Source organism: Cryobacterium sp. Hh11 (genome assembly GCF_004404045.1).
Lineage (GTDB): Bacteria > Actinomycetota > Actinomycetes > Actinomycetales > Microbacteriaceae > Cryobacterium > Cryobacterium levicorallinum.
On the sequence record NZ_SOHF01000026.1, the window covers coordinates 1 to 22,344 of the forward strand.

The 22,344-nt window shown below is 65.5% G+C and carries 21 protein-coding genes; 17 read left to right on the plus strand and 4 right to left on the minus strand.

The features are described from left to right. Positions 1 to 179 precede the first annotated feature (179 nt). The 3 genes from E3T46_RS12520 to paaI are packed head-to-tail and all read right to left on the minus strand — an operon-like array spanning position 180 to position 2,586. Positions 180 to 779 carry a TetR/AcrR family transcriptional regulator gene (locus E3T46_RS12520; protein WP_134578805.1) on the minus strand — a complete coding sequence of 200 codons (600 nt, stop codon included), beginning with the start codon at positions 777 to 779 and terminating at the stop codon, positions 180 to 182. A 41-nt stretch (positions 780 to 820) separates the two neighbouring features. Further along, positions 821 to 2,140 (minus strand): phenylacetate--CoA ligase PaaK, encoded by a 1,320-nt coding sequence (gene paaK / locus E3T46_RS12525; protein WP_134578806.1) that lies wholly within the window; start codon positions 2,138 to 2,140, stop codon positions 821 to 823. 17 nt (positions 2,141 to 2,157) lie between these two features. Further along, positions 2,158 to 2,586: a hydroxyphenylacetyl-CoA thioesterase PaaI gene (paaI, locus tag E3T46_RS12530; RefSeq protein ID WP_134578807.1), complete on the minus strand. Its 429-nt coding sequence runs from the start codon at positions 2,584 to 2,586 to the stop codon at positions 2,158 to 2,160. 219 nt (positions 2,587 to 2,805) lie between these two features. Between paaI and paaA the strand changes: the two genes are divergently transcribed. The 15 genes from paaA (at position 2,806) to pip (ending at position 18,250) form a co-directional block, all read left to right on the plus strand. Further along, positions 2,806 to 3,783 carry a 1,2-phenylacetyl-CoA epoxidase subunit PaaA gene (paaA, locus tag E3T46_RS12535; protein ID WP_134578883.1) on the plus strand — a complete coding sequence of 326 codons (978 nt, stop codon included), beginning with the start codon at positions 2,806 to 2,808 and terminating at the stop codon, positions 3,781 to 3,783. Continuing rightward, on the plus strand, positions 3,780 to 4,085 hold the full coding sequence (paaB, locus tag E3T46_RS12540; RefSeq protein ID WP_092106867.1) for a 1,2-phenylacetyl-CoA epoxidase subunit PaaB: 306 nt from the start codon (positions 3,780 to 3,782) through the stop codon (positions 4,083 to 4,085). The genes paaA and paaB overlap by 4 nt, the downstream gene beginning before the upstream one ends. A gap of 83 nt (positions 4,086 to 4,168) precedes the next feature. Beyond that, entirely contained in the window at positions 4,169 to 4,930 is a 762-nt protein-coding gene (gene paaC, locus E3T46_RS12545) for a 1,2-phenylacetyl-CoA epoxidase subunit PaaC (protein ID WP_241980732.1), read from the plus strand. An 8-nt stretch (positions 4,931 to 4,938) separates the two neighbouring features. Beyond that, positions 4,939 to 5,484, plus strand: a complete 546-nt coding sequence (gene paaD / locus E3T46_RS12550; protein ID WP_134578884.1) for a 1,2-phenylacetyl-CoA epoxidase subunit PaaD — start codon at positions 4,939 to 4,941, stop codon at positions 5,482 to 5,484. After that, positions 5,484 to 6,629, plus strand: a complete 1,146-nt coding sequence (gene paaE / locus E3T46_RS12555) for a 1,2-phenylacetyl-CoA epoxidase subunit PaaE (RefSeq protein WP_134578809.1) — start codon at positions 5,484 to 5,486, stop codon at positions 6,627 to 6,629. The genes paaD and paaE overlap by 1 nt, the downstream gene beginning before the upstream one ends. Positions 6,630 to 6,652: 23 nt before the next feature. Next, positions 6,653 to 7,426, plus strand: a complete 774-nt coding sequence (locus E3T46_RS12560; protein WP_134578810.1) for an enoyl-CoA hydratase/isomerase family protein — start codon at positions 6,653 to 6,655, stop codon at positions 7,424 to 7,426. Positions 7,427 to 7,556: 130 nt separating this feature from the next. Beyond that, positions 7,557 to 8,183: a hypothetical protein gene (locus E3T46_RS12565; protein WP_134578811.1), complete on the plus strand. Its 627-nt coding sequence runs from the start codon at positions 7,557 to 7,559 to the stop codon at positions 8,181 to 8,183. Between the two features lie 99 nt (positions 8,184 to 8,282). Continuing rightward, positions 8,283 to 8,918, plus strand: a complete 636-nt coding sequence (locus E3T46_RS12570) for a copper resistance CopC family protein (RefSeq protein ID WP_166790276.1) — start codon at positions 8,283 to 8,285, stop codon at positions 8,916 to 8,918. Between the two features lie 330 nt (positions 8,919 to 9,248). Continuing rightward, the gene (gene recQ, locus E3T46_RS12575) at positions 9,249 to 11,090 is read left to right on the plus strand and encodes a DNA helicase RecQ (protein WP_241980734.1); all 1,842 of its coding nucleotides are present in this window, start codon (positions 9,249 to 9,251) and stop codon (positions 11,088 to 11,090) included. Positions 11,091 to 11,264: 174 nt separating this feature from the next. Continuing rightward, positions 11,265 to 13,373: an acyl-CoA dehydrogenase gene (locus tag E3T46_RS12580; RefSeq protein ID WP_134578886.1), complete on the plus strand. Its 2,109-nt coding sequence runs from the start codon at positions 11,265 to 11,267 to the stop codon at positions 13,371 to 13,373. 148 nt (positions 13,374 to 13,521) lie between these two features. Next, positions 13,522 to 14,460 carry an ATP-binding cassette domain-containing protein gene (locus E3T46_RS12585; protein ID WP_134578813.1) on the plus strand — a complete coding sequence of 313 codons (939 nt, stop codon included), beginning with the start codon at positions 13,522 to 13,524 and terminating at the stop codon, positions 14,458 to 14,460. Further along, positions 14,457 to 15,311 (plus strand): ABC transporter permease subunit, encoded by an 855-nt coding sequence (locus E3T46_RS12590; protein ID WP_134578814.1) that lies wholly within the window; start codon positions 14,457 to 14,459, stop codon positions 15,309 to 15,311. Before E3T46_RS12585 ends, E3T46_RS12590 begins: the two co-directional genes overlap by 4 nt. 26 nt (positions 15,312 to 15,337) lie before the next feature. Continuing rightward, positions 15,338 to 16,579, plus strand: coding sequence for a histidine kinase (locus E3T46_RS12595; protein WP_134578815.1), 1,242 nt, complete (start codon positions 15,338 to 15,340; stop codon positions 16,577 to 16,579). Further along, entirely contained in the window at positions 16,576 to 17,256 is a 681-nt protein-coding gene (locus E3T46_RS12600) for a response regulator transcription factor (protein ID WP_134578816.1), read from the plus strand. Before E3T46_RS12595 ends, E3T46_RS12600 begins: the two co-directional genes overlap by 4 nt. Before the next feature lie 37 nt (positions 17,257 to 17,293). Further along, positions 17,294 to 18,250 (plus strand): prolyl aminopeptidase, encoded by a 957-nt coding sequence (gene pip, locus E3T46_RS12605; protein WP_134578817.1) that lies wholly within the window; start codon positions 17,294 to 17,296, stop codon positions 18,248 to 18,250. Positions 18,251 to 18,263: 13 nt separating this feature from the next. On the opposite strand, the gene E3T46_RS12610 is transcribed toward pip, so the two are convergent. Then, positions 18,264 to 19,541 (minus strand): oligosaccharide flippase family protein, encoded by a 1,278-nt coding sequence (locus E3T46_RS12610; protein ID WP_166790277.1) that lies wholly within the window; start codon positions 19,539 to 19,541, stop codon positions 18,264 to 18,266. Positions 19,542 to 19,879: 338 nt separating this feature from the next. Here E3T46_RS12610 and E3T46_RS12615 point away from each other — a divergent pair, with 338 nt between their 5' ends. Together E3T46_RS12615 and E3T46_RS12620 are read left to right on the plus strand one after the other, a co-directional pair. Then, positions 19,880 to 21,244: a hypothetical protein gene (locus tag E3T46_RS12615; protein WP_134578819.1), complete on the plus strand. Its 1,365-nt coding sequence runs from the start codon at positions 19,880 to 19,882 to the stop codon at positions 21,242 to 21,244. Continuing rightward, positions 21,237 to 22,298, plus strand: a complete 1,062-nt coding sequence (locus tag E3T46_RS12620) for an acyltransferase family protein (protein ID WP_134578820.1) — start codon at positions 21,237 to 21,239, stop codon at positions 22,296 to 22,298. Before E3T46_RS12615 ends, E3T46_RS12620 begins: the two co-directional genes overlap by 8 nt. Positions 22,299 to 22,344 lie beyond the last annotated feature (46 nt).

Genomic DNA, 22,344 nt, shown 5'->3' on the forward strand with positions numbered 1-22,344 from the left:
TAAGACTCTCAGCGCTGATGGTACTGCAGGGGGGACCCTGTGGGAGAGTAAGACACCGCCGGACTTAACTTAGAAACAAACAAAAAGGCCACCCGAAAGGGTGGCCTTTTTGCGTTAACCCACGACAACGAGAGAGAGAAGGCCACGCACAGAAGTGCGTGGCCTTTGCTACTTAATAGCTAGCGGCGGCGGAGCCCGTCCAGGGCTACGGCCAGGACGTCGTCGGCGAGCTGGACGGCATCCTCTGGACCTTCGGGGCGGTACCATTCGGCGATGGAGTTGACCATGCCGAAGAGTAGGCGCGTGACGATGCGGGGATCGATGTCGCTGCGTAGTGAACCCGCATCGCTGGCCTCGATGACCAGGGACGAGACGGCGCGGTCGAAGGCCCGACGGCGTGTGAGAGCCAGCCGCTCGACCTCGGTATTGCCGCGCACGCGGAGCAGTAATGTGACGTAGGGAAGCCGCGACGTGAGAACTTGAACGGCACCGCGCAGCACGTAGGCCAGGCGGTCGATAGCGCTTCCGGTCAGCGCTCCGGACTCAAGCAGGACGCCCTCGAGACCATTCAGTGCCTCGTCGAGGGCGAGCTGAAGCACTTCATCCTTGGAGGAGAAGTGGTGGTAGATGGCCGCTTTCGACAGGGCGAGGCGTGTCGCGAGCACTCCCATCGAGGTGGCGTCATAACCGAATTCATTGAACGCGGTGACGGCGATCTCGAGGATGGCGCGCTGGTCGTAGCCGGGGCGCCCGCGCTTGGGGGTGTGTACGTCAGACATAGGTCTTGAGTCTCTCACGCAGGCGGTCCGGACACGACAAACTAGCGAAGGTCGTACACGCGCTTGTGCTTTCCGGTGCTGCGTTCCAGGGTTCCGGGTTCGACGATGAGTACATTGACGCTCGAGCCGATCCGGTCCTTGATCAGGGCGATGAGGAGGGCGCGGGCAACCGTTGACTCTGTATCGGTGGAGTGCTCGTGCCGTTCAATACGCACGGTCAATTCGTCCATGCGGGAGGGTCGGGTCAGTTCCAGCACGAAATGCGGGGAGAGGTGCTCGATGCCGAGCACGATCTCTTCGATCTGGGTCGGAAAAAGGTTGACCCCGCGCAGAATGATCATGTCGTCGTTGCGACCGGTGATCTTCTCCATCCGGCGCATACCTGGTCGAGCGGTACCGGGAAGCAATCGGGTCAGGTCTCTGGTGCGATAGCGGATGACCGGAAACGCCTCCTTGGTCAGCGACGTGAACACGAGTTCACCCGTTTCACCGTCAGGCAGGCCCTGTCCGGTGTCACCATTGATGATTTCCGGCAGGAAGTGATCTTCCCAGAGATGCGGGCCGTCTTTGGACTCGATGCACTCATTGCCGACTCCCGGGCCCATGACTTCGCTGAGGCCGTAGATGTCGAGTGCGTCGAAGTCGAGACGGTCTTCCAGCTCGAGGCGCATCTGGTTGGTCCACGGCTCGGCACCGAGCACGCCGGCCTTGAGGCTGGAACGGCGCGGGTCCAGGCCCGCTGCCACCATGGCATCGGTGATCGTGAGCAGGTAGCTCGGGGTTGAGAGAATCACATCGGGTTCGAAGTCGGTGATCATCTGCACCTGCTTGTTGGTCTGGCCGCCAGACATGGGGATGGCGCAGGCTCCGAGCGCTTCGATGCCGGCGTGGGCGCCGAGGCCACCGGTGAACAGGCCGTAACCGTAGGCGTTGTGCACCTTCATGCCCGGACGCACACCCGAGGCGCGCAGGCTGCGGGCGACCAGACCAGACCACATGGCCAGATCGTTCTTGGTGTAGCCGACCACGGTCGGCAGGCCGGTAGTGCCCGACGAGGTGTGAATACGCGCGACCTGATCCATCGGAACCGCGAACATGCCGAAGGGATAGGAGACGCGCAGATCTTCCTTCGTCGTGAAGGGCAATAGCGACACGTCTTCGAGGGTGCGAATATCGTCGGGGTGTACTCCGACGGCATCAAATTTGCGCGTATAGAGAGGTACGTTCTGATAGGCGTGCCGCACGGTGTGCTTGAGGCGAATCAGTTGCAGCGCGCGAATCTCGTCGCGGTCCAGGCGCTCTGCTGCGTCGAGCTCCTCGAGTGCCGGTGCGTGCAGACGGGTCTTGGTCAGCGTTGACATGGTGCCTTCCGGAAGGGTTAGAGGTAGGTGTGAGCGGGAACGGGCAAGTTGGTGGTGCGGCTTCGGCCGCGAAATTCGGCGACCGTGACGTCGTCGTCGATGGTCACCCGCACGTCGTAGATGCCGCTTCGGCCGCTCTTGACCCGCAACAGGGCGGTTGCGGTCAGGTTCTGGCCGCTCGTGGTCGGCTTCAGAAAAATGATGTCGGCGCCGGCGGCGAGCGTCACGTGATGCGAGTCGTTGCAGGCGATGGCGAAGGCCGTGTCGGCGAGAGCGAAGATGAAACCGCCGTGGGTGACATCAAAACCATTGAGCATGTCGTCGCGCACCACCATCGAGACCACCGAGTGGCCCGGCTCGTTACGGTGCACGATCATTCCGAGAGAAGCGGATGCCCGGTCGCGCTGCATCATGGCCTGGCTGCCGGCGGATGCGGCTTGGGTCATTCGGATCTCCTCGTTGAGTTGCCGTTCAAGCGGGGGTTGCCCGCCCAATAATGAGACTATATACTAACTGAACGATCGGTTGGTAATAGAATGCCGTTCAGTGTGCAAAATTCTCGACGTGGCTTACCTTAGCGCCACCAGCTCGTACACGATAAAGATCCGACCACCGCAGTCAACGCAGACCAGGAGCCGATGATGACAAGCACCATCACGCCCGATATGAGCGTCCCCGCCGCAATCAGTGTCGAAGAACAGCAGTTCAACGATCTGATTGAAGCCGATTCGCGCATTGAGCCGCGCGACTGGATGCCCGAGGACTACCGCAAGTCGCTCGTGCGCCAGATCTCGCAGCACGCGCACTCCGAAATCATCGGCATGCAGCCCGAGTCCAACTGGATCACCCGCGCCCCGAGCCTCAAGCGCAAGGCCATCCTGATGGCCAAGGTGCAAGACGAAGCCGGCCACGGCCTCTACCTCTATTCCGCCGCGCAGACCCTCGGCGCTACCCGCGATGACATGACGGATGCCCTCATCGCCGGCAAGGCGCGCTACTCCTCGATCTTCAACTACCCGACCCCGAGCTGGGCTGACATGGGGTCGATCGGCTGGCTCGTCGATGGCGCTGCCATCTGCAATCAGGTGCCGCTGTGCCGTGCCAGTTACGGCCCTTACGGCCGCGCGATGGTGCGCATTTGTAAGGAAGAATCTTTTCATCAGCGCCAGGGTTTCGAGATTCTGCTCGAGCTCATGCAGGGCACCGACGAGCAGCGCCAAATGGCCCAGGATTCGGTCAATCGCTGGTACTGGCCCGCGCTGATGATGTTCGGCCCGCCCGATGACGACTCGCCCAACTCAGCGCAGTCGATGGCCTGGAAGATCAAGCGTCACTCCAACGACGAGCTGCGTCAGCGCTTCGTGAATATGCTCGTTCCGCAAGCCGCCGTGCTCGGCGTAACCCTGCCGGACCCCGACCTGCACTTCAACGAGGAAACCCAGCAGTGGGATCTCGGCGTGATCGACTGGACCGAGTTCCACGAGGTGCTTGCCGGCCGCGGCCCGAACAACGCCCAGCGTCTGCAGCGTCGCCGCGACGCCCACGACGAGGGCCAATGGGTGCGCGAAGCAGCCGCGGCCTACGCACGCAAACAGACCGCACGCACCCAGTCCGCACGAACTGAAGAAATGGCAGCCTCATGACCACTCCCGGCGACTCAGCCGCAGAAATCTGGCCCCTCTGGGAGGTCTTCGTGCGCTCCAACCGTGGCCTCAGCCATGTGCACGTCGGCTCGCTGCACGCCCCCGACGAGACCCTCGCCGTGCGCAACGCCCGAGACCTGTACACCCGGCGTAGTGAGGGCGTCTCGGTCTGGGTCGTACCCGCGGCCGCCATCACCACGAGTGACCCTGACGCCAAGGGCGCCTTCTTCGAATCGCCCGCCGGCAAGAACTACCGCCACGCGAGCTACTACTCCAAGAGCGAGGGAGTGAAACACCTGTGAGTGACGACACTGCGAACAATGACAGTGCCGAAGCGGATGCTCATGGCCACGTCGCCGTCGAAGTCACCACCCTCGACGCCGAGCTGATCGAAGGCCCGTCCGTCGCCACAGCCGACATCGCGGAATACGCACTGTGGCTCGGTGACGACTCACTCGTCCTGGCCCAGCAACTCGGCGCCTGGATCTCCCGCGCTCCCGAACTCGAGGAAGATGTCGCCCTCGGCAACGTCGCCCTCGATCTGATCGGGCACGCCCGGTCCCTGCTGCACTACGCCGGCACCGCCACGGACCGCAGCGAAGACGACCTCGCCTACTGGCGCACCGAGCCCGATTTTCGTTCGCTGCACATTGTCGAGCAGCCCAACGGTGACTTCGCCCACACGATCGCACGCCAGTTCGTCGTGTCCCACTACCTGTTCGAGCTGTACAGCCGGCTGCGGGCATCCGCTGACCCAACCCTCGCCGCGATCGCCGCCAAGGCGGTGAAAGAGGTCGACTACCACCGCGACCACTCCACCCAGTGGGTGCTGCGCCTCGCGCAGGGCACCGACGAATCGCGCCGCCGCATGATCACCGCGATGAGTGACCTGTGGCCCTACGTCGAAGAGATCTTTCGCGATGACCCGCTCATCGACCGCCTCGAGGGAATCGCGGTTCGCCCGTCGAGCCTGCGCCCCGCGTTCGACTCCGCCATCGCGCCGGTGCTCGCCGAAGCCGAACTCGACATTCCGGTGGGATTCGTCGCCTCCGGCGGTGGCCGCACCGGCAAGCACTCCGAACACCTCGCCTTTCTTCTCGCCGAAATGCAGGTACTCACCCGCGCTCACCCCGGAGCGTCCTGGTGACCACCCAGATGCACGAAGCTGTCGCCCGCCCGCGTCCCACCGACGCGGCCTCGCTCGCCGCCTGGACCATCGCCGCCCAGGTCGTCGACCCCGAGATTCCGGTGCTCACCATCGAAGACCTCGGCGTGCTGCGCGGGGTCAACGTCACCAGCGACGCCGACGGTACCCAGGCAGTCGCGGTCACTCTGACCCCGACCTATAGCGGATGCCCCGCGATGGACGCCATGCGCGATGACGTTCTCGCGGTGCTCACGAGCGCCGGGTACGAGAACGTCTCGGTTCGGCTGGTGCTCAGCCCGTCGTGGACCACCGACTGGATGAGCGAGATCGGCAAAGCCAAACTCCGCGAGTATGGCATCGCGGCTCCGACCGGGCATGCGACCGTGCGCGCCTCAGGTCCGGCCGGCCCGATCCGCCTGAAAATGGCCGTGAAATGCCCGCGCTGTTCCTCGCTCAACACCCGCGAGCTCGCGCACTTCGGCTCCACCTCCTGTAAGTCCCTCTACGAATGCCGAGACTGCCTCGAGCCGTTCGATTACTTCAAGGTGCTCTAATGGCTGCAACACGTCTCGAATCCACGAACGAGGGCGCCACCACCCTGGCGCCGGTCAAGCACCGCGCGCGTTTCCACACCCTGACCGTGGCCGAAGTGCGCCCGCTCACCGCGGACAGCGTCGAGGTCACCTTCACCGTTCCGCCCAAACTGCAGGGCGCGTTCGGCTACCTGCCCGGCCAGCACCTCGCCCTACGGGCCACGATCGACGGCCAGGAGCTGCGCCGAAGCTATTCGATCTGCCGGCCCGAAACCGCCGGTGAAATCAGCGTTGCGATCAAGCGCGACCTCGGTGGCGCCTTCTCCACCTGGGCCAACAGCGAACTGCACCCCGGCGACGAAATCGACGTGATGAGCCCACAGGGCAGCTTCACCTCAACGCTGAAGGACCTCGACCACAAGCACGTCGTCGGCGTGGCCGCCGGCTCGGGAATCACCCCGCTCATGGCGCTCGCGCACACCGTGCTTGCCGCCTCAGACACCTCGATGTTCACCCTCGTCTACACCAACCGCACCGCGCTCGACGTGATGTTCCTCGACGAACTGGCCGAGCTCAAGGACCGCTACCCGGCCCGCCTCGCGCTCTACCACGTGCTCTCCCGCGAGCAGCGCTCGTCCACGTTGCTGTCCGGCCGCATCGACGAAGAGAAATTTCGGCGCATGCTCGACACCATTCTGCGCCCGGCCACGGTCGATGAGTGGTTTCTGTGCGGCCCCTTCGAACTCGTGCAGCTGTGCCGCGACACGCTGGAGAGCACGGGCGTCGAACGCTCCCACGTGCGCTTCGAACTGTTCAGCACCGGTGAGCCCTCGGCAGCCAATGGTGATCGCGGCCGACCCGTCATCATCGGCACCGGTGACAAGACCTTCCAGATCGAGTTCACCCTCGACGGCCAGAGCAACACGGTGACGACGCCAGTCAATGCGAACGAGAGCATCCTGAACGCAGCCCTCCGGGTGCGGCCCGACGTGCCGTTCGCCTGCGCTGGCGGAGTCTGTGGCACCTGCCGCGCCAAACTGGTCAGCGGCGACGTCACTATGACCGAGAACTACGCGCTCGAGCCCGAAGAGCTCGCCCGCGGCTACGTGCTGACCTGTCAGTCGCACCCGACCACCGACACCGTCGTTGTCGACTACGACGTCTAACCGATACCAAGAAAGCGGATGCCGTGATCGAGCTCTCAATAGCCAACAACGTCGCCCACGTGGTGCTGAGCGCGCCCGACAAGCTCAACGCCCTCGATGCGGCCGCGATCGTCGAACTCGACGCGGCTTACCAAACGGCCGAGCGGGCCGGCGTGCGCGCCTTGGTGCTGAGCGGCGAGGGACGGGCCTTCTGCGCCGGCCGGGATATTTCTGCGGTCGATCCGCGCACCGACGATGTGCTCGGCTACCTCGGTGATCTCGTCACGCCGCTGCTGGAGCGCATGAGCCGGTTTCCGGCACCGACCTTCGCGGCCGCCCACGGCGCCTGCCTTGGCGTCGGACTCGGTCTGCTCATCGCGACCGACGTTGTCTACGTCGCCGACACCGCCAAGATCGGCTCGCCGTTTGCGAACCTCGGCGCCACCCTCGACTCCGGCGGGCACGCCCTGTTCGTGGAACGCCTCGGCGCTCACCGCACCCTCGACCTGATCTACAGCGGCCGGCTCATGTCGGGGGCTGAGGCCGTCGCGGGCGGCCTGTTCAGCCAGGTCTTTCCGGCCGCGGAGCTTACCGAGGTGACCGTGCAGGCGGCCGCTCGCGCGGCATCCGGTGCAACGCAGGCCTTTCTCGCGAGCAAAGCGCTCGTGCAGTCACTGCGAGACGAACGCCTCGGACTCTGGCAGAGCATGAGCGACGAGACCGCCGCCCAGGCCGCGCTGTGCGCCACCGGCGACTACCGCGAGGGCTTCGCCGCGTTCCAGGAGAAGCGCAAGCCCGCATTCACCGGCCGCGCCTGACCTGTCCCCAGCTGGGATTGCGGCCAATTCGGGCGGGATCTCTTCGCGTTGATCGTGGTCCAGGGACTCGAGTGCATCGCCTCTCTCCAAGGACGGTCGGCTACTCTGGAGGAGACCGGAGAGGGACCAAATGCACACACGCTGGGCCCGCTTCGCGCGTGGCTGGATCGTCGCCGCGTTCTCAACCTTTGTCGCGGCCCTGTCGCACACCCTGGGTGGCGGCTCGGCGCCGAGCCTCCTGGCCGTCGTCGTGTCGCTCGCCTTCGCCGGAATGGTCTGCGTTGTGCTCGCCGGTCGCACCCTGTCGTTCTGGCGCGGTGCCGTGTCGGTGCTGGTCAGCCAGATCATCTTTCATGGACTGTTTTCGCTTGGGGCAACCGGAGGCATGCTCGGAGCTGACGCCATCGCCGCCGCGGCCACCCATCAGCACGCTGCGATGCCCGGTCTGATCGACCCGATGGTCATGGGCGCGACCGCCCACGTCCCACACGATGGCGCGGCCATGTGGCTCGCCCACTTTGGGGCCGCGATCGCCACGATTCTGGCGCTGCGTTTCGCCGAACGCGCGTTCTGGAGTCTCGTCGAAAACGTTCGCCTCGGCATCCGCACGCTGTTCGTGCCCGCCCAACTGGCCGTGCCGATGGCGGCCCCGCAGCGCATTGGGAACGTCGCGCCGGTGCTCACCCCGCGCGATCTGGTTCTGGTGCTGTCGGCCATGCGCCATCGTGGCCCGCCGGTTTTCGCTCTCGCAGCCTAAACCGCAACCAGACCATTTAGCCCACCGCACCGAATGAGTAGCAGAGGCATTGCCCTGCACTGTTCGAGTAGCGCGGGCACCCCACGTTTAAGGACAATCATGAAGGTCACGACCTCTAAATCTGCTGCCACGACCGCTCGCACTCTGTTCGCGGCCGCCGTTATCGCCCTGGCTCTCGGCTGGGGCACGGCCCCGGCGTCGGCCCACAACGACGAGATTGGTTCCTCACCAGAGGGCGACTCGGTCGTGACCGAGCAGCCCGGTGAATTCTCGGTCACCACGAGCGATCTGCTCCTCGATCTCGGCGGAACCGGCGAGGGAAGCGCCATGGTCGTGACCGGCCCGGCCGACGCACCGCTCTTCTATGGCGACGGGTGCGGCACTGTCTCCGGTGCCACAGTCGAAACGACAGCGCAGCTCGGCGCTGCCGGGCAGTACACGGTGATCTGGCAGACGGTTTCCATCGACGGCCACCCTATCTCCGACGAGTACACCTTCGACTGGCAGCCGGCCGCCGACCAGGTGCTCGCCGACGGGGCCGCCACGGCTCCAACCTGCGGCACGAAAGCGGATGCCGTCACGACGGATGCCGCGACCTCGCCCCCCGCAGACCTCGGCGCGACTGATGCTGCTGGCGACAGCACCCCTGCCTGGATCGGGGGGATCCTCGGCGCTGTGGTCCTGGCCGGCGCAGCAGCCCTGCTTCTCCTCCGCCGCCGCAAGCGCAGCCGCTAGCTTTCGCCCGCCCTCCCCGCACTTCAATCTCTCGCGGGGGGTGTTGGCGCGCGGGGCAACGTGTCAGGGGCCCCGGGTACAGTTAGGCAGGTGAGTTGGAACGCTGAGCTGCCCGGGAACCCCGACGACGTTGAAGCACCCCGCGACGTTGCTGTACCGAGTGAATTCGACGGCCCGAGTGATTTCGACGCCCCCGACGACTACGACGCACCGCCGCCCGAGGCTGACCGGCAGTTCGGCGACCAGCAGTTCCAGCGACAGCCGGCCTACTCGGGTGCAGCATCCGCTTTGAATCAAGCCAACGGCCCCGCAGCCCGCGCCGCTGTACCTGTGCGCGCCGCGACCCGCAAATTCAAGACCGCGGCCGAAGCCCTGCACACCGTGTTTGGCTACGACACGTTCCGCGGCGACCAGGCCGAGATCATCGCGCAGGTCGTCGACGGCAAGGACGCCGTCGTGCTCATGCCCACCGGTGGCGGCAAGAGCCTGTGCTATCAAATTCCCGCGCTCGTGCGGGCCGGCACCGGCATCGTCGTCTCGCCGCTGATCGCCCTGATGCAGGACCAGGTCGATGCCCTCACCGCTGTCGGTGTGCGCGCCGAATTTCTCAACTCCAGCCAGGATTCCGCCACCCGCAGCCAGGTCGAACGCGACTACCTCAACGGCGACCTCGACCTGCTCTACGTCGCCCCCGAGCGCCTCTCCAACGAGGCCACCAAACGCCTGCTCGACCGCGGAACCATCGCCCTGTTCGCCATCGACGAAGCCCATTGCGTGTCGCAGTGGGGCCACGATTTTCGGCCGGACTACCTGGCGCTCAGCGAACTCGCCGACCGCTGGCCCGACGTTCCGCGCATCGCCCTCACTGCCACCGCGACGGATGCCACCCATCAGGAGATCACCACCCGCCTGCAGATGGGCGATGCGAAACACTTCGTGGCAAGCTTCGACCGGCCCAATATTCAGTACCGCATCGTCGGCAAGTCCGAGGTGCGCAAGCAACTGCTGTCCTTCCTGAAGACCGAGCACCCCGGTGACGCGGGAATCGTCTACGCGCTCAGCCGCAAAACCGTCGACCAGACGGCAGAGTTTTTGCGTCAGAACGGTGTGAACGCCCTGCCCTATCACGCCGGGCTCGATGCCGGCCTGCGCGCCCGCACTCAGTCCCGGTTCCTCCGCGAGGAGGGCGTCGTCATCGTCGCCACGATCGCGTTCGGCATGGGAATCGATAAGCCGGACGTGCGCTTCGTCGCCCACATCGACCTGCCCAAATCGGTCGAGGGCTACTACCAGGAGACCGGTCGCGCCGGACGCGACGGCGCACCGGCCACGGCCTGGCTCGCCTACGGCCTGCAAGACGTGGTGCAGCAGCGCCGCATGATCGACGAGTCGCCCGGCGATCTCAGCCATCGGCGCAAACTGTCCGCCCATCTCGACGCCATGCTTGCCCTGTGCGAAACCGTGCACTGCCGCCGCGTCAATCTGCTGCGCTACTTCGGCCAGACCAGTGAGCCCTGTGGCAACTGCGACACGTGCCTCGAGCCACCGGAGGCCTGGGACGGCACTATCCCCGCCCAGAAACTGCTCTCCACCATCGTGCGCCTGCACCGCGAACGCAACCAGAAGTTCGGCGCCGGCCACCTCATCGACATCCTCCGTGGCAAGGAAACCCCTCGCGCGACCCAGTATCGGCACACCGAACTGAGTACCTGGGGCCTCGGCGTCGACCTCAGTGACCAGGCCTGGCGCGGCGTCGTGCGCCAGATGCTCGCCCAGGGTCTGCTCGCCACGTCCGGCGAGTACGGCACCCTCATTCTGACGGATGCCGCCGCCGACGTTCTCGGCGGCCGTCGCGACGTGCAGTTGCGGCGCGAACCCGACCGCCCCGCGCGCTCAAGCGCGGCCCGCCGCCCGAGCGCCGCCAAGGTCGCCGCCGCCGACCTCAGCGCTGCCCAAGAGACCCTGTTCGAAGCGCTCCGCGTCTGGCGCTCGGCCGAGTCGAAGGAGCAGGGCGTGCCCGCCTACATCGTCTTCGGTGACGCGACCCTGATCGCCGTCGCCGCGGCCGGCCCCACCACCCTGGCCGGCCTCGACGGCATCACCGGCATCGGCGCCAAGAAGCTCGAAGCCTACGGCGAGGCCCTGCTCGAGGTCGTTGCCTCCTCCGCCTGACCACCTTGCTTGTGGGGGATCACAGTCCACGCAGCTTGCAGTTGTACTGATCCTACAAAATGGATGCCGTAGACGGCATATATCGTTGTGGCCCCCGCACCGCGCATTTCGCGACCGCACCATGTGGTTCTAACGTGGCGATCACCACTTTCGTGCGATCAGTTAGGACCAATGATGGTAGACACGGCCCAGCGCTCCAACATCCGATCGGCGACGATCGACCCCAGCCTCGAGGTCGGCGTCGATACCGGCCCCATCAAATCCATCGGCGACGAGGCCGCCCCCGTGGTCAACGTCGAACAACTCGGACGACAACTGCTCGGCACCTGGGCCGACGTGCGGCTGAAGGCACGCGAGGTGACCGCCCGCCCCGACATGCAGCGCATTGAAGGCCTCTCGATGGCCGACCACCGCCTGCGCGTGCTCGAACAGCTCAAGGTGCTCGCCGCCAACGGCCACGTGCTGCGCGCCTTCCCCAAGCACCTTGGCGGGCAGGACGACCACGGTGGAAACATCGCCGGCTTCGAAGAACTCGTCATCGCCGACCCGAGCCTGCAGATCAAGGGAGGAGTGCAGTGGGGGCTGTTCGGCGCTGCCGTGCTGCACCTCGGCACCAAGCCGCACCACGACAAGTACCTCCCCGGCATCATGGACCTGAGCGTTCCCGGTGCGTTCGCCATGACGGAGATCGGGCACGGCTCCGACGTCGCGAGCATCGGCACCACCGCAACCTTCGACGCGGCCACCGGCGAGTTCGTCATCAACACCCCGTTTCGCGCCGCCTGGAAGGACTATCTCGGCAACGCCGCGAAGGACGGCATCGCGGCCGTGCTGTTCGCCCAGCTCATCACCCAGGGCGTCAATCACGGCGTGCACGCCTTCTATCTGCCCATTCGCGACGAGCACGGTGACTTTCTGCCCGGCGTCGGCGGCGAAGACGACGGCCTCAAGGGCGGACTCAACGGCATCGACAACGGTCGACTGCACTTCGACAACGTGCGTATCCCGCGCGAAAATCTGCTCAACCGCTACGGCGACGTTGCAGAAGACGGCGCCTACTCCAGCCCGATTGGAAGCCCCGGCCGCCGCTTCTTCACCATGCTGGGAACGCTGGTGCAGGGTCGCGTGTCGCTCGACGGGGCCGCCACCGCGGCATCCGCACTCGCGCTGACCATCGCGATCACCTACGGAAGCCAGCGTCGCCAGTTCACGGCCGGAAGCGCCACCGACGAAGAGGTCATCCTCGACTACCAGCGGCACCAGCGCCGGTTGTTTCCGCGCCTCGCCACGACCTACGCGCAGACCTTCGCGCACGACGAGTTCCTGGTGAAGTTCGACGAGGTGTTCAGCGGCAAGGCCGACACCGACGACGACCGGCAGGACCTTGAAACCCTCGCCGCGGCGCTCAAGCCACTTTCCACCTGGCATGCGCTCGACACGCTGCAGGAAGCTCGCGAGGCTTGCGGCGGTGCCGGCTTCCTGGCCGAGAACCGCCTCGTCGGCCTGCGCGCCGACCTCGACATCTTCGCAACCTTCGAGGGCGACAACAACGTGCTGCTGCAGCTCGTCGCCAAGCGTCTACTCACCGATTACAGTCGCAAATTCGCCACAGCGGATGCCGGCGCCCTCGCCCGCTACGTCGTGCAGCACGCCGCCGGTCGCGCCTACCACGGCACGGGCCTCCGCACCCTCGCGCAGGCCGTAGCCGACCGGGGGTCGACGGCTCGTTCCGTCGGCGCCCTCCGGGACGCCGACGTGCAGCGCGAGCTGCTCACCGACCGGGTCGAGAGCATGATCGCCGAGGTGGCCGGAAAGCTGCGCGGCGCCACCAAGCTGCCCAAGAAGCAGGCGGCCGACCTGTTCAACGCGCACCAGAACGAGCTCATCGAAGCTGCCCGTGCCCACGGCGAACTGCTGCAGTGGGAATCGTTCACCCGTGCCCTCGAGCACACCGACGACGCCGGCACCAAGCAGGTACTCACCTGGCTGCGCGACCTGTTCGGCCTCGGCCTGATTGAGAAGAACCTGGCCTGGTACCTCATCCACGGCCGGCTCTCCGCCCAGCGCGCCCAGGCCGTCACCGCCTACATCGATCGGCTGATCGCCCGCATTCGCCCGCACGCCCAGGACCTCGTCGACGCGTTCGGCTACTCGCCGGACCACCTCCGAGCCACGATCGCGAGCGGTGCCGAGCGTGAGCGCCAGAATGAAGCCCGCGACTACTACGCCGCCCAGCGTGCCTCCGGAACCGCGCCAACCCCCGAAAAGCCGGTCAAGAAATAGCAGGGCCCCGTCGTACCCAGGTACGACGGGGATGGTGCACAACCATCCCCATGGTTGATGCGCCACAGAGGTCACAAACCATACCGTTTGGTATGGGGGCTTCAGCGCACGAAAACGGGGCCTCACCCATCAACGGAATGAGGCAGGCATGATCCAGGCACAGTCCCTGACCAAGCGCTACGGAAGCAAGACCGCGGTCGACGCGGTCGACTTCACGGTGCAGCCGGGCAAGGTCACCGGCTTTCTCGGGCCGAACGGCGCCGGCAAGTCCACCACCATGCGCATGATCGTCGGTCTGGACAAGCCCAGCGCAGGCTCCGTCGTCGTTAACGGCAAGCCGTACCACGAACACAAGGCGCCGCTGCGCGAAGTGGGTGTGCTGCTCGACGCCAAGGCCGTGCACACCGGACGCAGCGCCTACAACCACCTGCGCGCCATGGCCGCCACCCACAACATCCCCACCAGCCGAGTACACGAGGTGATTAACCTCACCGGTCTCGAATCCGTCGCCCGCAAACGTGTCGGCGGCTTCTCCCTCGGCATGGGCCAGCGCCTCGGCATCGCCGCCGCGCTGCTCGGCGACCCGGCCACCCTCATTCTCGACGAGCCGGTCAACGGCCTCGACCCCGAGGGCGTGCAGTGGGTGCGCAAACTCACCAAGCAGCTCGCCGCCGAGGGCCGCACCGTGCTGCTCTCTTCCCACCTCATGAGTGAGATGGCCCTCACCGCCGACCACATCATCGTTCTCGGTCGAGGCCGGGTGATAGCGGATGCCTCGGTCGCCGACATTATCGCCTCGGCCGCGCAGAACACGGTTCGCGTGCGCACTCCGCACACCGCAGCTCTGGCCACTCTGCTCGCCCAGCCGGATATGACCATCACCAACATCGAGCAGGACGTGCTCGAGATCACGGGACTTTCTGTCAACGAGATCGGCGACCGCGCCGCCGCCGCCCAGATCTCCCTGCACGAACTCTCCGCGGTGAGCGCCTCGCTCGAGGACGCCTACATGAAACTCACCCAGAACGAAGTGGAGTATCGCACCGGTGATGCGTCCTCTCACACCGAAGCGGAGGTTGCCCGATGAGCACCCTGACCAACCCCGTCCAGCCGTCCGCAGCCCGCACCTCCTTCGTGCCGAACGGATCCGGGCTCAGCATCACCGGCCTGCTCCGCTCCGAATCGATCAAGCTGTGGAGCCTGCGCTCCACCTACTGGACGCTCTCGCTCGTTGTCGTGGTCTCGCTCGGCATCGCCGTGCTGATGTCGTTCGCCATGTCGGCGTCAACGGCCGGATTCGATCCGACCACCGGTGCCCCCATGGCCGTGGAGAGTGCGCAAATGTTCGTGCTCGTCTCCACGACCGGTCTCGGACTTGGCCAGCTGATTGTCGCTGTCCTCGGCGTACTCTCGATCAGCGGCGAATACTCCAGCGGGATGATCAAGTCGACGCTGACCGCGGTGCCCAATCGTCTGCCCGCACTCTGGGCCAAGGTCGTCGTGCTGTTCGGGTTCACCTTCCTGGTCGGCCTGATCAGCGTGGTCGGATCGTTCCTCGTGGCCATGCCCATCCTGGGCGCCAAGGACCTGAGTGCGAGCCTGTTCGACACCGAGGTGTTTTTGCCGCTGCTCGGTAACGCGCTGTTCCTCGCGATCATTGCCGTGTTCGCCCTCGGCATCGGCACGATTCTGCGCAGCAGCGCCGGCGGCATTGCCACGGTGCTCGGAATCACCCTGCTCCTGCCGACGGTGTTGGCCGTGCTGTCGATGTTCGTTGAGTGGATCGCCGACATCGTGCCCTACCTCTTCACCGTGGCCGGTGCGACGATGATCACCCCGAACGCCATGGAATCCTGGCAGGGCTTCCTGATCGTGCTCGCCTGGGTGGTCGTGAGCCTCGGCGTTGCCGCGCTGCTGCTCAAGCGCCGGGACGCCTGAGGCGCCACGACCCGTAGAGTCGACAGATGAGCACCACCACCTCTCCCCCCGGGCGCACTCTGGCGCCGGGGGGAGACCTGCGCCTGCCCACCCCGCCCGGAATCGTGCGGCGGTTCTGGACCAGGCATCCCCACCTGGCCGACGGCCTCGTCGCGGCGATCTACGTCGTTCCGATGGTGCTCACCCTGGTGCTCAACCTGCTCGACGATAACCCGGCTCCGCTCCCGGACGCGTTGCTCAATGCCGGCCTCATGCTGCTGCTGGCCGTCGCACTGCTCTTTCGCCGACGGATGCCGCGGCTCGTCCTGGCCCTCACCTGGATCGGCCTGCTCACCTTCGCCGACTACGGCGAAGTGCAACTCATCGCCCAGCTCCTGGCGCTCTACGCGGTCGCGGTGTATTCGGACGTGCGCAGCGCGTGGACCGGTTTCAGCGCATCCGTTCTGCTGGCCGGACTGGCCGCCTGGCTCACCGATAATCCCGACGAAGTTCCCTGGATTCCGGTCGCGGTCCAGGTGGCGATCATGCTGCTCGCCGCGACCCTGGTCGGCGTCAATATGGGCAACAGCAAGCGCTACGTCTCGTCCCTGCTGGACCTGGCCGCGCAGCTGACCCGCGAACGCGACCAGCAAGCGCAGCTCTCCCGCATCTCCGAGCGCGCCCGAATCGCCGGCGAAATGCACGATGTGGTCGCCCACAGCCTCTCGGTCATGGTGGCGCTCGCCGACGGTGCCCACGCCATCGCCCCCAAAGACGTGGAGCGATCCCGCGCGGCGATGCTCGACGTCGCGGCCACTGGGCGCCGGTCCATGTCCGAGATGCGCCGGCTACTCGGGGTGCTCGAGGTGGACACCGACCCGGCCCCGCGCGCTCCGCAGCCGGGCATCGACGAGCTGGCCGACCTCGTGGAATCGTTTCGGTCGACCGGGCTTCCCGTTGTTCTGGAACGGAGCGGGCGTGAGCCGAGCAATGCGAGCGTGCAGCTGACGATTTTTCGGCTCATCCAGGAGTCGCTGACCAACGTGCTGCGCTATGCGAACACTCCGACCCGGGTGGTCGTGCGCCTGCAATCGTCGCCCGGTGCCGCCCAAGTCACGATCAGCGACAATGGGCGGCATGCGGCAGTGGCAAGCGTTCGCGGTTTCGGGCGCGGCTTGATCGGAATGCAGGAACGCGTGGCGATCTATGGCGGAACCTTTGAGGCAGCGCCGGGACTCCGCGACGGCTGGCGCGTACACGCGACCCTGAACTTTGAGGACGAACAATGACTCCCCGTTCCGCACCGATCAGTATCCTGCTGGTCGATGACCAGGCCCTGTTGCGCGTGGGTTTTCGCATGGTGCTGGAGGCCGAAGACGACTTCACCGTCGTCGGTGAAGCGAGCGACGGCGCGCAGGCGATCGCCCTCGCAGCCAGGCTGAATCCCGACGTGGTCCTGATGGACGTGCGCATGTCCGGCGTCAACGGCATCGAGGCGACCCGGCAGATCATGGCCGCCCAGCCGGAGACCCGCATTATCATCCTCACCACCTTCGACCTCGACGAGTACGCCTTCGGTGGTCTGCGCGCCGGTGCTAGCGGCTTCCTGCTGAAAAACGCCGAACCCGGGGAGCTGATCGCCGCGATCCGCACGGTGGTCTCGGGTGAGGCATCCGTTTCACCGCGGGTGACCCGACGCCTGCTCGACCTTTTCGGCACCAAATTGCCGCAGCCTGAGACGGGTGGGGCCTCCAATGCCATGACGCTCGCGGCGCTCACCGACCGTGAAACCGAGGTTTTTCTGGCCATCGCCGAGGGGCTCTCCAACACCGAATTGGCCGAACGCTTCTTTCTCTCCGAATCGACGGTGAAAACCCACGTCGGGCGAATCCTGCACAAGCTCGGGCTGCGCGACCGGGTGCAGGCGGTCATTCTGGCCTACGAGGTGGGACTCGTCGGCAGCTGATCCGGGGCCGCGTACACGAGGGGCATAGGCTCGAAGCATGCGAACCTTCTACCCCGAGCTTGAACCCTACGAAACCGGCATGCTCGATGTCGGTGACAACCAGACCATCTACTGGGAAGCCTCGGGCAACCCCGACGGCAAGCCCGCGGTGTATCTGCACGGCGGCCCGGGTGGCGCGTCCGGCCCGGACCAGCGTCGGGTATTCGATCCCGCGAAGTACCGCATCATTCTGTTCGACCAGCGTGGCTGCGGTCTCAGCACGCCGCACGCGAGCGAGCCCGACGTTGACCTGAGCGTGAACACCACCTGGACTCTCGTCGCCGACTTGGAAAAACTGCGAGAGCACCTCGGCATCGACCGCTGGCTGGTCTGCGGCGGATCCTGGGGTAGCACCCTCGCGCTCGCCTACGCCGAGACCCACCCCGCCCAGGTCACCGAACTCGTCGTGCGCGGTATCTTCACCCTTCGCCCGGTCGAACTCGACTGGTTCTACGAGGGCGGCGCCGCGGCAATCTACCCCGACCTGTGGGAATCCTTTCTCGCTCCGGTCCCCGAAAACGAACGCGGCCACCTGATCGAGGCCTACGGTCGGCTGCTGCACGACCCGGACCAGTTCGTGCGCGAACGCGCCGGCGTGGCCTGGGCCACCTGGGAATCCTCCACGATCACCCTGCTGCAGGAGCCAGATAAGATCGCGCACTTCTCCGACCCAGCCTTCGCTGTGGCCTTTGCCCGCATCGAGAACCACTTCTTCGCCAATAGGGGCTGGTTCACGCCGAACCAGCTGATCGACAACGCCTCCCGGCTCGCCGAGATCCCCGGTGTCATCGTGCAGGGCCGCTACGACATGTGCACGCCGGCCTTCACCGCCTGGGACCTGCACAAGAACTGGCCGGAGGCGGAATTCAAGCTGATTCCCGATGCCGGCCATGCCTTCGACCAGCCCGGAATCCTGGACGCCATTATCGAGGCCACCGACCGCTTCGCCGGCTAACGTACGTACCCGGTCAGCGCGTCTTGCGCCGTAGTATCCGCTTACCGTAGCGGCCGATGGTGGCGATGTCTGAACGACGCAGACCGTAGAACTGCAGCATTCCGATTCCAAACACCCGCGACAGGAACAGCAGGTTGAGGTTACTCGTGATGATGTTGCCCGCGAGCGTCGTGAGCGCCGCGCCCATCGCCCCCAGCAGCGGCGCGAGGATGATGAGCATCACAATGTTGATGACACACGAAATGGTCAGTGCGATGCTGCGCAGCCCGGGACGGCCGCGCGCGCTCAGCCCGGCGCCAGCAATGGAACCCGGCGTGAGCAGCACAACGGCTACGAGGAGCACTGCGGCAATCGGAATCGAATCGCGAAAGCCTTCCCCGAACAGAAACGGCAGCCACCACAGCATGGACACGCCGAGTGTCAGTGCTGCCAGTGCCGAGAGCGCCGTCGAGATGCGGGCAGAGGAACTGAGACGTTCATCCTCAGACTTGGCCGCTTCGTTGACGAACGAGACATCACGCACCGCGTGGTGAATGATCAACGGCAACTCGCTGATGCTCACCGCCACGACGTAGAGTCCGAGCTGGTAGGTACCGGCGAGCGGCGTCAGCAGTACCTGATCGAGACGCGTCAGGAGCACGCCCGACAGTGAACCGACCCACATTCGGCTGCCGTAGCTGAGGAGCCCGCGCATGCGTGCTTCGGGCGGAACCTCGTGCGCGCGCGGGTCGAGGCTGCGCATGCGCCCGATGTAGACAAAGGCGCCGACCACGGGCATGGCAGCGACCGTGATGGTGGCCACGAGCGGGGTGAGCGTTCCTGTCAGCCAGAACGGGATGAGGACCGCGAGGCGCAGAACCGACGAGATAATGCGTTCCATGGATACGAGCCGCCAGCTGCTCGTGGCCGAGGCAACGCCGCGGAGTATCCCCACGAGAAGGTTCGGCACAATGGCCAGACTGGCGAACACGATCAACAGCTGAACGCTCGGGTCGCCACCACTCAACAAAGGTGGTGAAAAGACGATGGCGGCGGTCGCGAATAGTCCGGCGATGCCCAGAATAAGCATGCCCCGACCCGCTGCGTTTCGCGCCAACGCTGGCTTTTTCGCGATAATCCACGTGACGGCTTCGGGAATTCCAAACGTGGCTATCGTGACGACCAGTGCCAATGGTGCCGTCGCCGCTGCCACAGCACCACGCCCGTCAACCCCCAGGGCCTGCGCCAAGATGGGGCCGGAGAACAGTGCGACGAGCGGGGGAAACGCGTTGCCCAGCAATGCGACCGTCATATTACGCGAAACTGTGCCGGTCCGATTGGGCAGTAGATCGGGCTTGCGTTTCATTGGAGCTGCGGGTGAGGCATCCTCGGGCAAGGCGGTAGCTCCCATTGGCTCAGGGCGTGGATCAAGCTGAAAACGCCACTGTACACGCAGCCTGTCAGCAGAGTGCGACCCCCGATCGGGGGGAATCGCAATGGGAATTCACCCGACTCGGCCTTGATCCCGTGCCCTCATGGTCCTACTGTTATGCCGATGCGGTCGCGCGGCAGGAACAATACCCGAATTGTTTCGGGCGCGGCCCGGTGCGGGGCCGAACGACCTACATGCGCGAGACGACACAACAGACCGTGACAAAACAGCGCGCGAGCGCACGCCAGACGCGCGAGCAGCCCGTGCCGCTCGCCGTGAATTCCGGCCGTGATCGGGTGACCTCGACCGAGGCGGTGGTGCCGCGTTCGACCAAAATCCTTGCTGTCATCGTGCTGGTCCTGATCGGTCTGCGACTCGACCTTCCGCTCGGCATCACCGCCGGCTACCTGGCGGCCGCAGCGCTGACTCCGCTCTGGCTGCCTACGTTGGGCCGCTATCGGGGCGCGCTCACCCTCGTGCTGATCGGCTTCGTCGCCGTCGGCTCCGGCATCTGGCTGACCGTACTCGCCGAACCCACCCACGTCATCGCGATGAGCGAACTGGCCGGCAACTCCATCGGGCTGGTTGGCCTGTTGTGCTCCTTCGGCTTTGTGCTCTGGACCCGCAGCGTACTGCCCGACTCGTGGGTGGCCCTGTGGTTTGGGCTCGGCCTGCTCGGGAGCGTAACCACCGACAACGCCCGGTTCTTCGACAATCCCTGGCGCTTCGGATTCTCCTTTGCTCTGACAGTGGTGATCCTCGCCATCGCGCACATTCTTGATCGTCGCTGGTTCGACCTGCTCGCTGTGCTCGGGCTGACAGTCTTGTCAATGGTCACCGATGCGCGCTCGTCCTTCGCGATCCTGCTTCTGACCCTCATTCTCGTGGCTTGGCAGATGCGCCCGACCAGCCGGTTTCGTTACCTGCGCATCAGATCGGGCGCCGGGGTTGTCGTCGCCCTCGGTGTGCTCGCCGTCGTCGTGTACAACCTGGGGCAGGCGGCCATCGTCGCGGGGCTGTTCGGCGAGGCGACGCGGGCCCGCACCATCGACCAGCTCAACACTGCCGGGTCGCTCATTCTGGGCGGGCGACCGGAACTGGCCGCGACGGCCTCGCTGATGGCACACCAGCCATACGGGTTCGGGGCCGGCACGCTGCTGAATCCGACCGATCTGCTCGCGGCGAAGACGGGAATGGCATCGATCAGCTACGACCCCGACAATGGGTACGTCGAAAACTACATGTTCGGCGGCAATATCGAACTGCACTCGGTGCTCGGCGACCTCTGGGCACGGTTCGGCATTCCCGGCGTCCTGCTGGCCGTCGTCATTCTTTTTCTGGTTCTGCGCGGGGTCGGAGCCGCGGTGGCCGCGAACCGGGCCAGTGGAATTCTGCTGTTTCTGGTCGTGAACACCGTGTGGGTGTTCTTCTTCGGCCCGCTGTACACCGCGGCGCGACTGCTCATCCTGGTACTCGCGCTGACTTTGATTCCCAAGGGTCCCGAGCTGCCGAACCCCGACCGTCGCCGGGTGGCAGCACTGTTCCCCTTCGGCAAGTCTCTCAAGACCGTGCCCCGTGACTGACGCCGCCTCGTTCGTCATTCGCGGCACGCTACGCGAAGCCTGGATCGACGTGGCAAAGGGCATCGCGATCACCCTGGTTGTGCTCTATCACTCGGTCATGTATCTCGACCGGGTCGGTCTGGCCGGCGCCCTGGCGCCGCTCAACCCGCTGCTCGACACCTTCTGTATGCCCCTGTTCTTCTTCATGTCCGGACTCCTCGCGGCCCAGGCCATTCGCTTGCCCTTCTGGCAGCTGTTTCGTAAGCGAATGTCCCTGCTGCTGTATCTCTACACGGCCTGGGTTGCCGCCCAGACCCTGTTCCTGCTGGCCCTGCCGCCGATCAGCCCCGACGGGCCCAATGCCAGGTGGACCGACCTGGTTGCCCTGTTCATTCGGCCGAGCTCAAATCTCTGGTTTATCTACGCCCTGCCCATCTTCCTCACCGTGGCCTGGCTGACTCGGCGCTGGCATCCGCTCATTGCCGTGTCCGTAACGGGAGCGCTCGCCGTGCTGTTCGGCTCGCAGGTTCTGCACACGGGTACGCCGTGGGACAAGATGGGCCGTTACCTCGTCTTCTTCCTGGCGGCGATCTGGCTGGGCCCGCGCGTGCGACGCCTGATTCCGCGGGTGCGGTGGTGGCACATGGCCGTGCTCTGTGGCTTGTATGCCGGCGTTGTGCTCCTCATGGTGAAACTGTCATTGACGCGGGTACCGTTCGTGCTCCTCGCCGTGAGCGTGCTGGCAGTGCTGGTGGGCATCAGCGTGGCCGTCGTGCTGTCGCGCGCACCGATGTTTGATTTCATGCGGGTGCTGGGTAGTCGCACGTTGCCCATCTATCTGGTGCATACCTTTCCCATGGCGGCGCTCGCGGCGATCGTCATGGCCGGCGGCGTGACGTTACCGACGCATGCAGCAACGGCGGTTCCGCTGCTGCTGTGCGGCGCGGCAATCGTGCTGGCTCTGGCCGTCTACCGCCGATTTGCGGCCGTGCCGGGAGTGTTTACCGTGCCCATCGCCTCTTGGGCAGCGCAGCCGCGCAAGGCCGTGCGGGAGCAAACCGAAGCATCCGCTTGATTGTGCCCGATGTTTGCGGCAGTTACGGGAACAACACGAAAAGAAC

What these genes read in the sequence shown, in the direction of transcription:
- E3T46_RS12520 (WP_134578805.1), bottom strand. Translation starts at nt 779, where the DNA reads ATGTCTGACGTACACACCCCCAAGCGCGGGCGCCCCGGCTACGACCAG.
- paaK (WP_134578806.1), bottom strand. Translation starts at nt 2,140, where the DNA reads ATGTCAACGCTGACCAAGACCCGTCTGCACGCACCGGCACTCGAGGAG.
- paaI (WP_134578807.1), bottom strand. Translation starts at nt 2,586, where the DNA reads ATGACCCAAGCCGCATCCGCCGGCAGCCAGGCCATGATGCAGCGCGAC.
- paaA (WP_134578883.1), top strand. Translation starts at nt 2,806, where the DNA reads ATGAGCGTCCCCGCCGCAATCAGTGTCGAAGAACAGCAGTTCAACGAT.
- paaB (WP_092106867.1), top strand. Translation starts at nt 3,780, where the DNA reads ATGACCACTCCCGGCGACTCAGCCGCAGAAATCTGGCCCCTCTGGGAG.
- paaD (WP_134578884.1), top strand. Translation starts at nt 4,939, where the DNA reads ATGCACGAAGCTGTCGCCCGCCCGCGTCCCACCGACGCGGCCTCGCTC.
- paaE (WP_134578809.1), top strand. Translation starts at nt 5,484, where the DNA reads ATGGCTGCAACACGTCTCGAATCCACGAACGAGGGCGCCACCACCCTG.
- E3T46_RS12565 (WP_134578811.1), top strand. Translation starts at nt 7,557, where the DNA reads ATGCACACACGCTGGGCCCGCTTCGCGCGTGGCTGGATCGTCGCCGCG.
- E3T46_RS12570 (WP_166790276.1), top strand. Translation starts at nt 8,283, where the DNA reads ATGAAGGTCACGACCTCTAAATCTGCTGCCACGACCGCTCGCACTCTG.
- E3T46_RS12580 (WP_134578886.1), top strand. Translation starts at nt 11,265, where the DNA reads ATGGTAGACACGGCCCAGCGCTCCAACATCCGATCGGCGACGATCGAC.
- E3T46_RS12585 (WP_134578813.1), top strand. Translation starts at nt 13,522, where the DNA reads ATGATCCAGGCACAGTCCCTGACCAAGCGCTACGGAAGCAAGACCGCG.
- E3T46_RS12590 (WP_134578814.1), top strand. Translation starts at nt 14,457, where the DNA reads ATGAGCACCCTGACCAACCCCGTCCAGCCGTCCGCAGCCCGCACCTCC.
- E3T46_RS12595 (WP_134578815.1), top strand. Translation starts at nt 15,338, where the DNA reads ATGAGCACCACCACCTCTCCCCCCGGGCGCACTCTGGCGCCGGGGGGA.
- E3T46_RS12600 (WP_134578816.1), top strand. Translation starts at nt 16,576, where the DNA reads ATGACTCCCCGTTCCGCACCGATCAGTATCCTGCTGGTCGATGACCAG.
- pip (WP_134578817.1), top strand. Translation starts at nt 17,294, where the DNA reads ATGCGAACCTTCTACCCCGAGCTTGAACCCTACGAAACCGGCATGCTC.
- E3T46_RS12610 (WP_166790277.1), bottom strand. Translation starts at nt 19,541, where the DNA reads ATGACGGTCGCATTGCTGGGCAACGCGTTTCCCCCGCTCGTCGCACTG.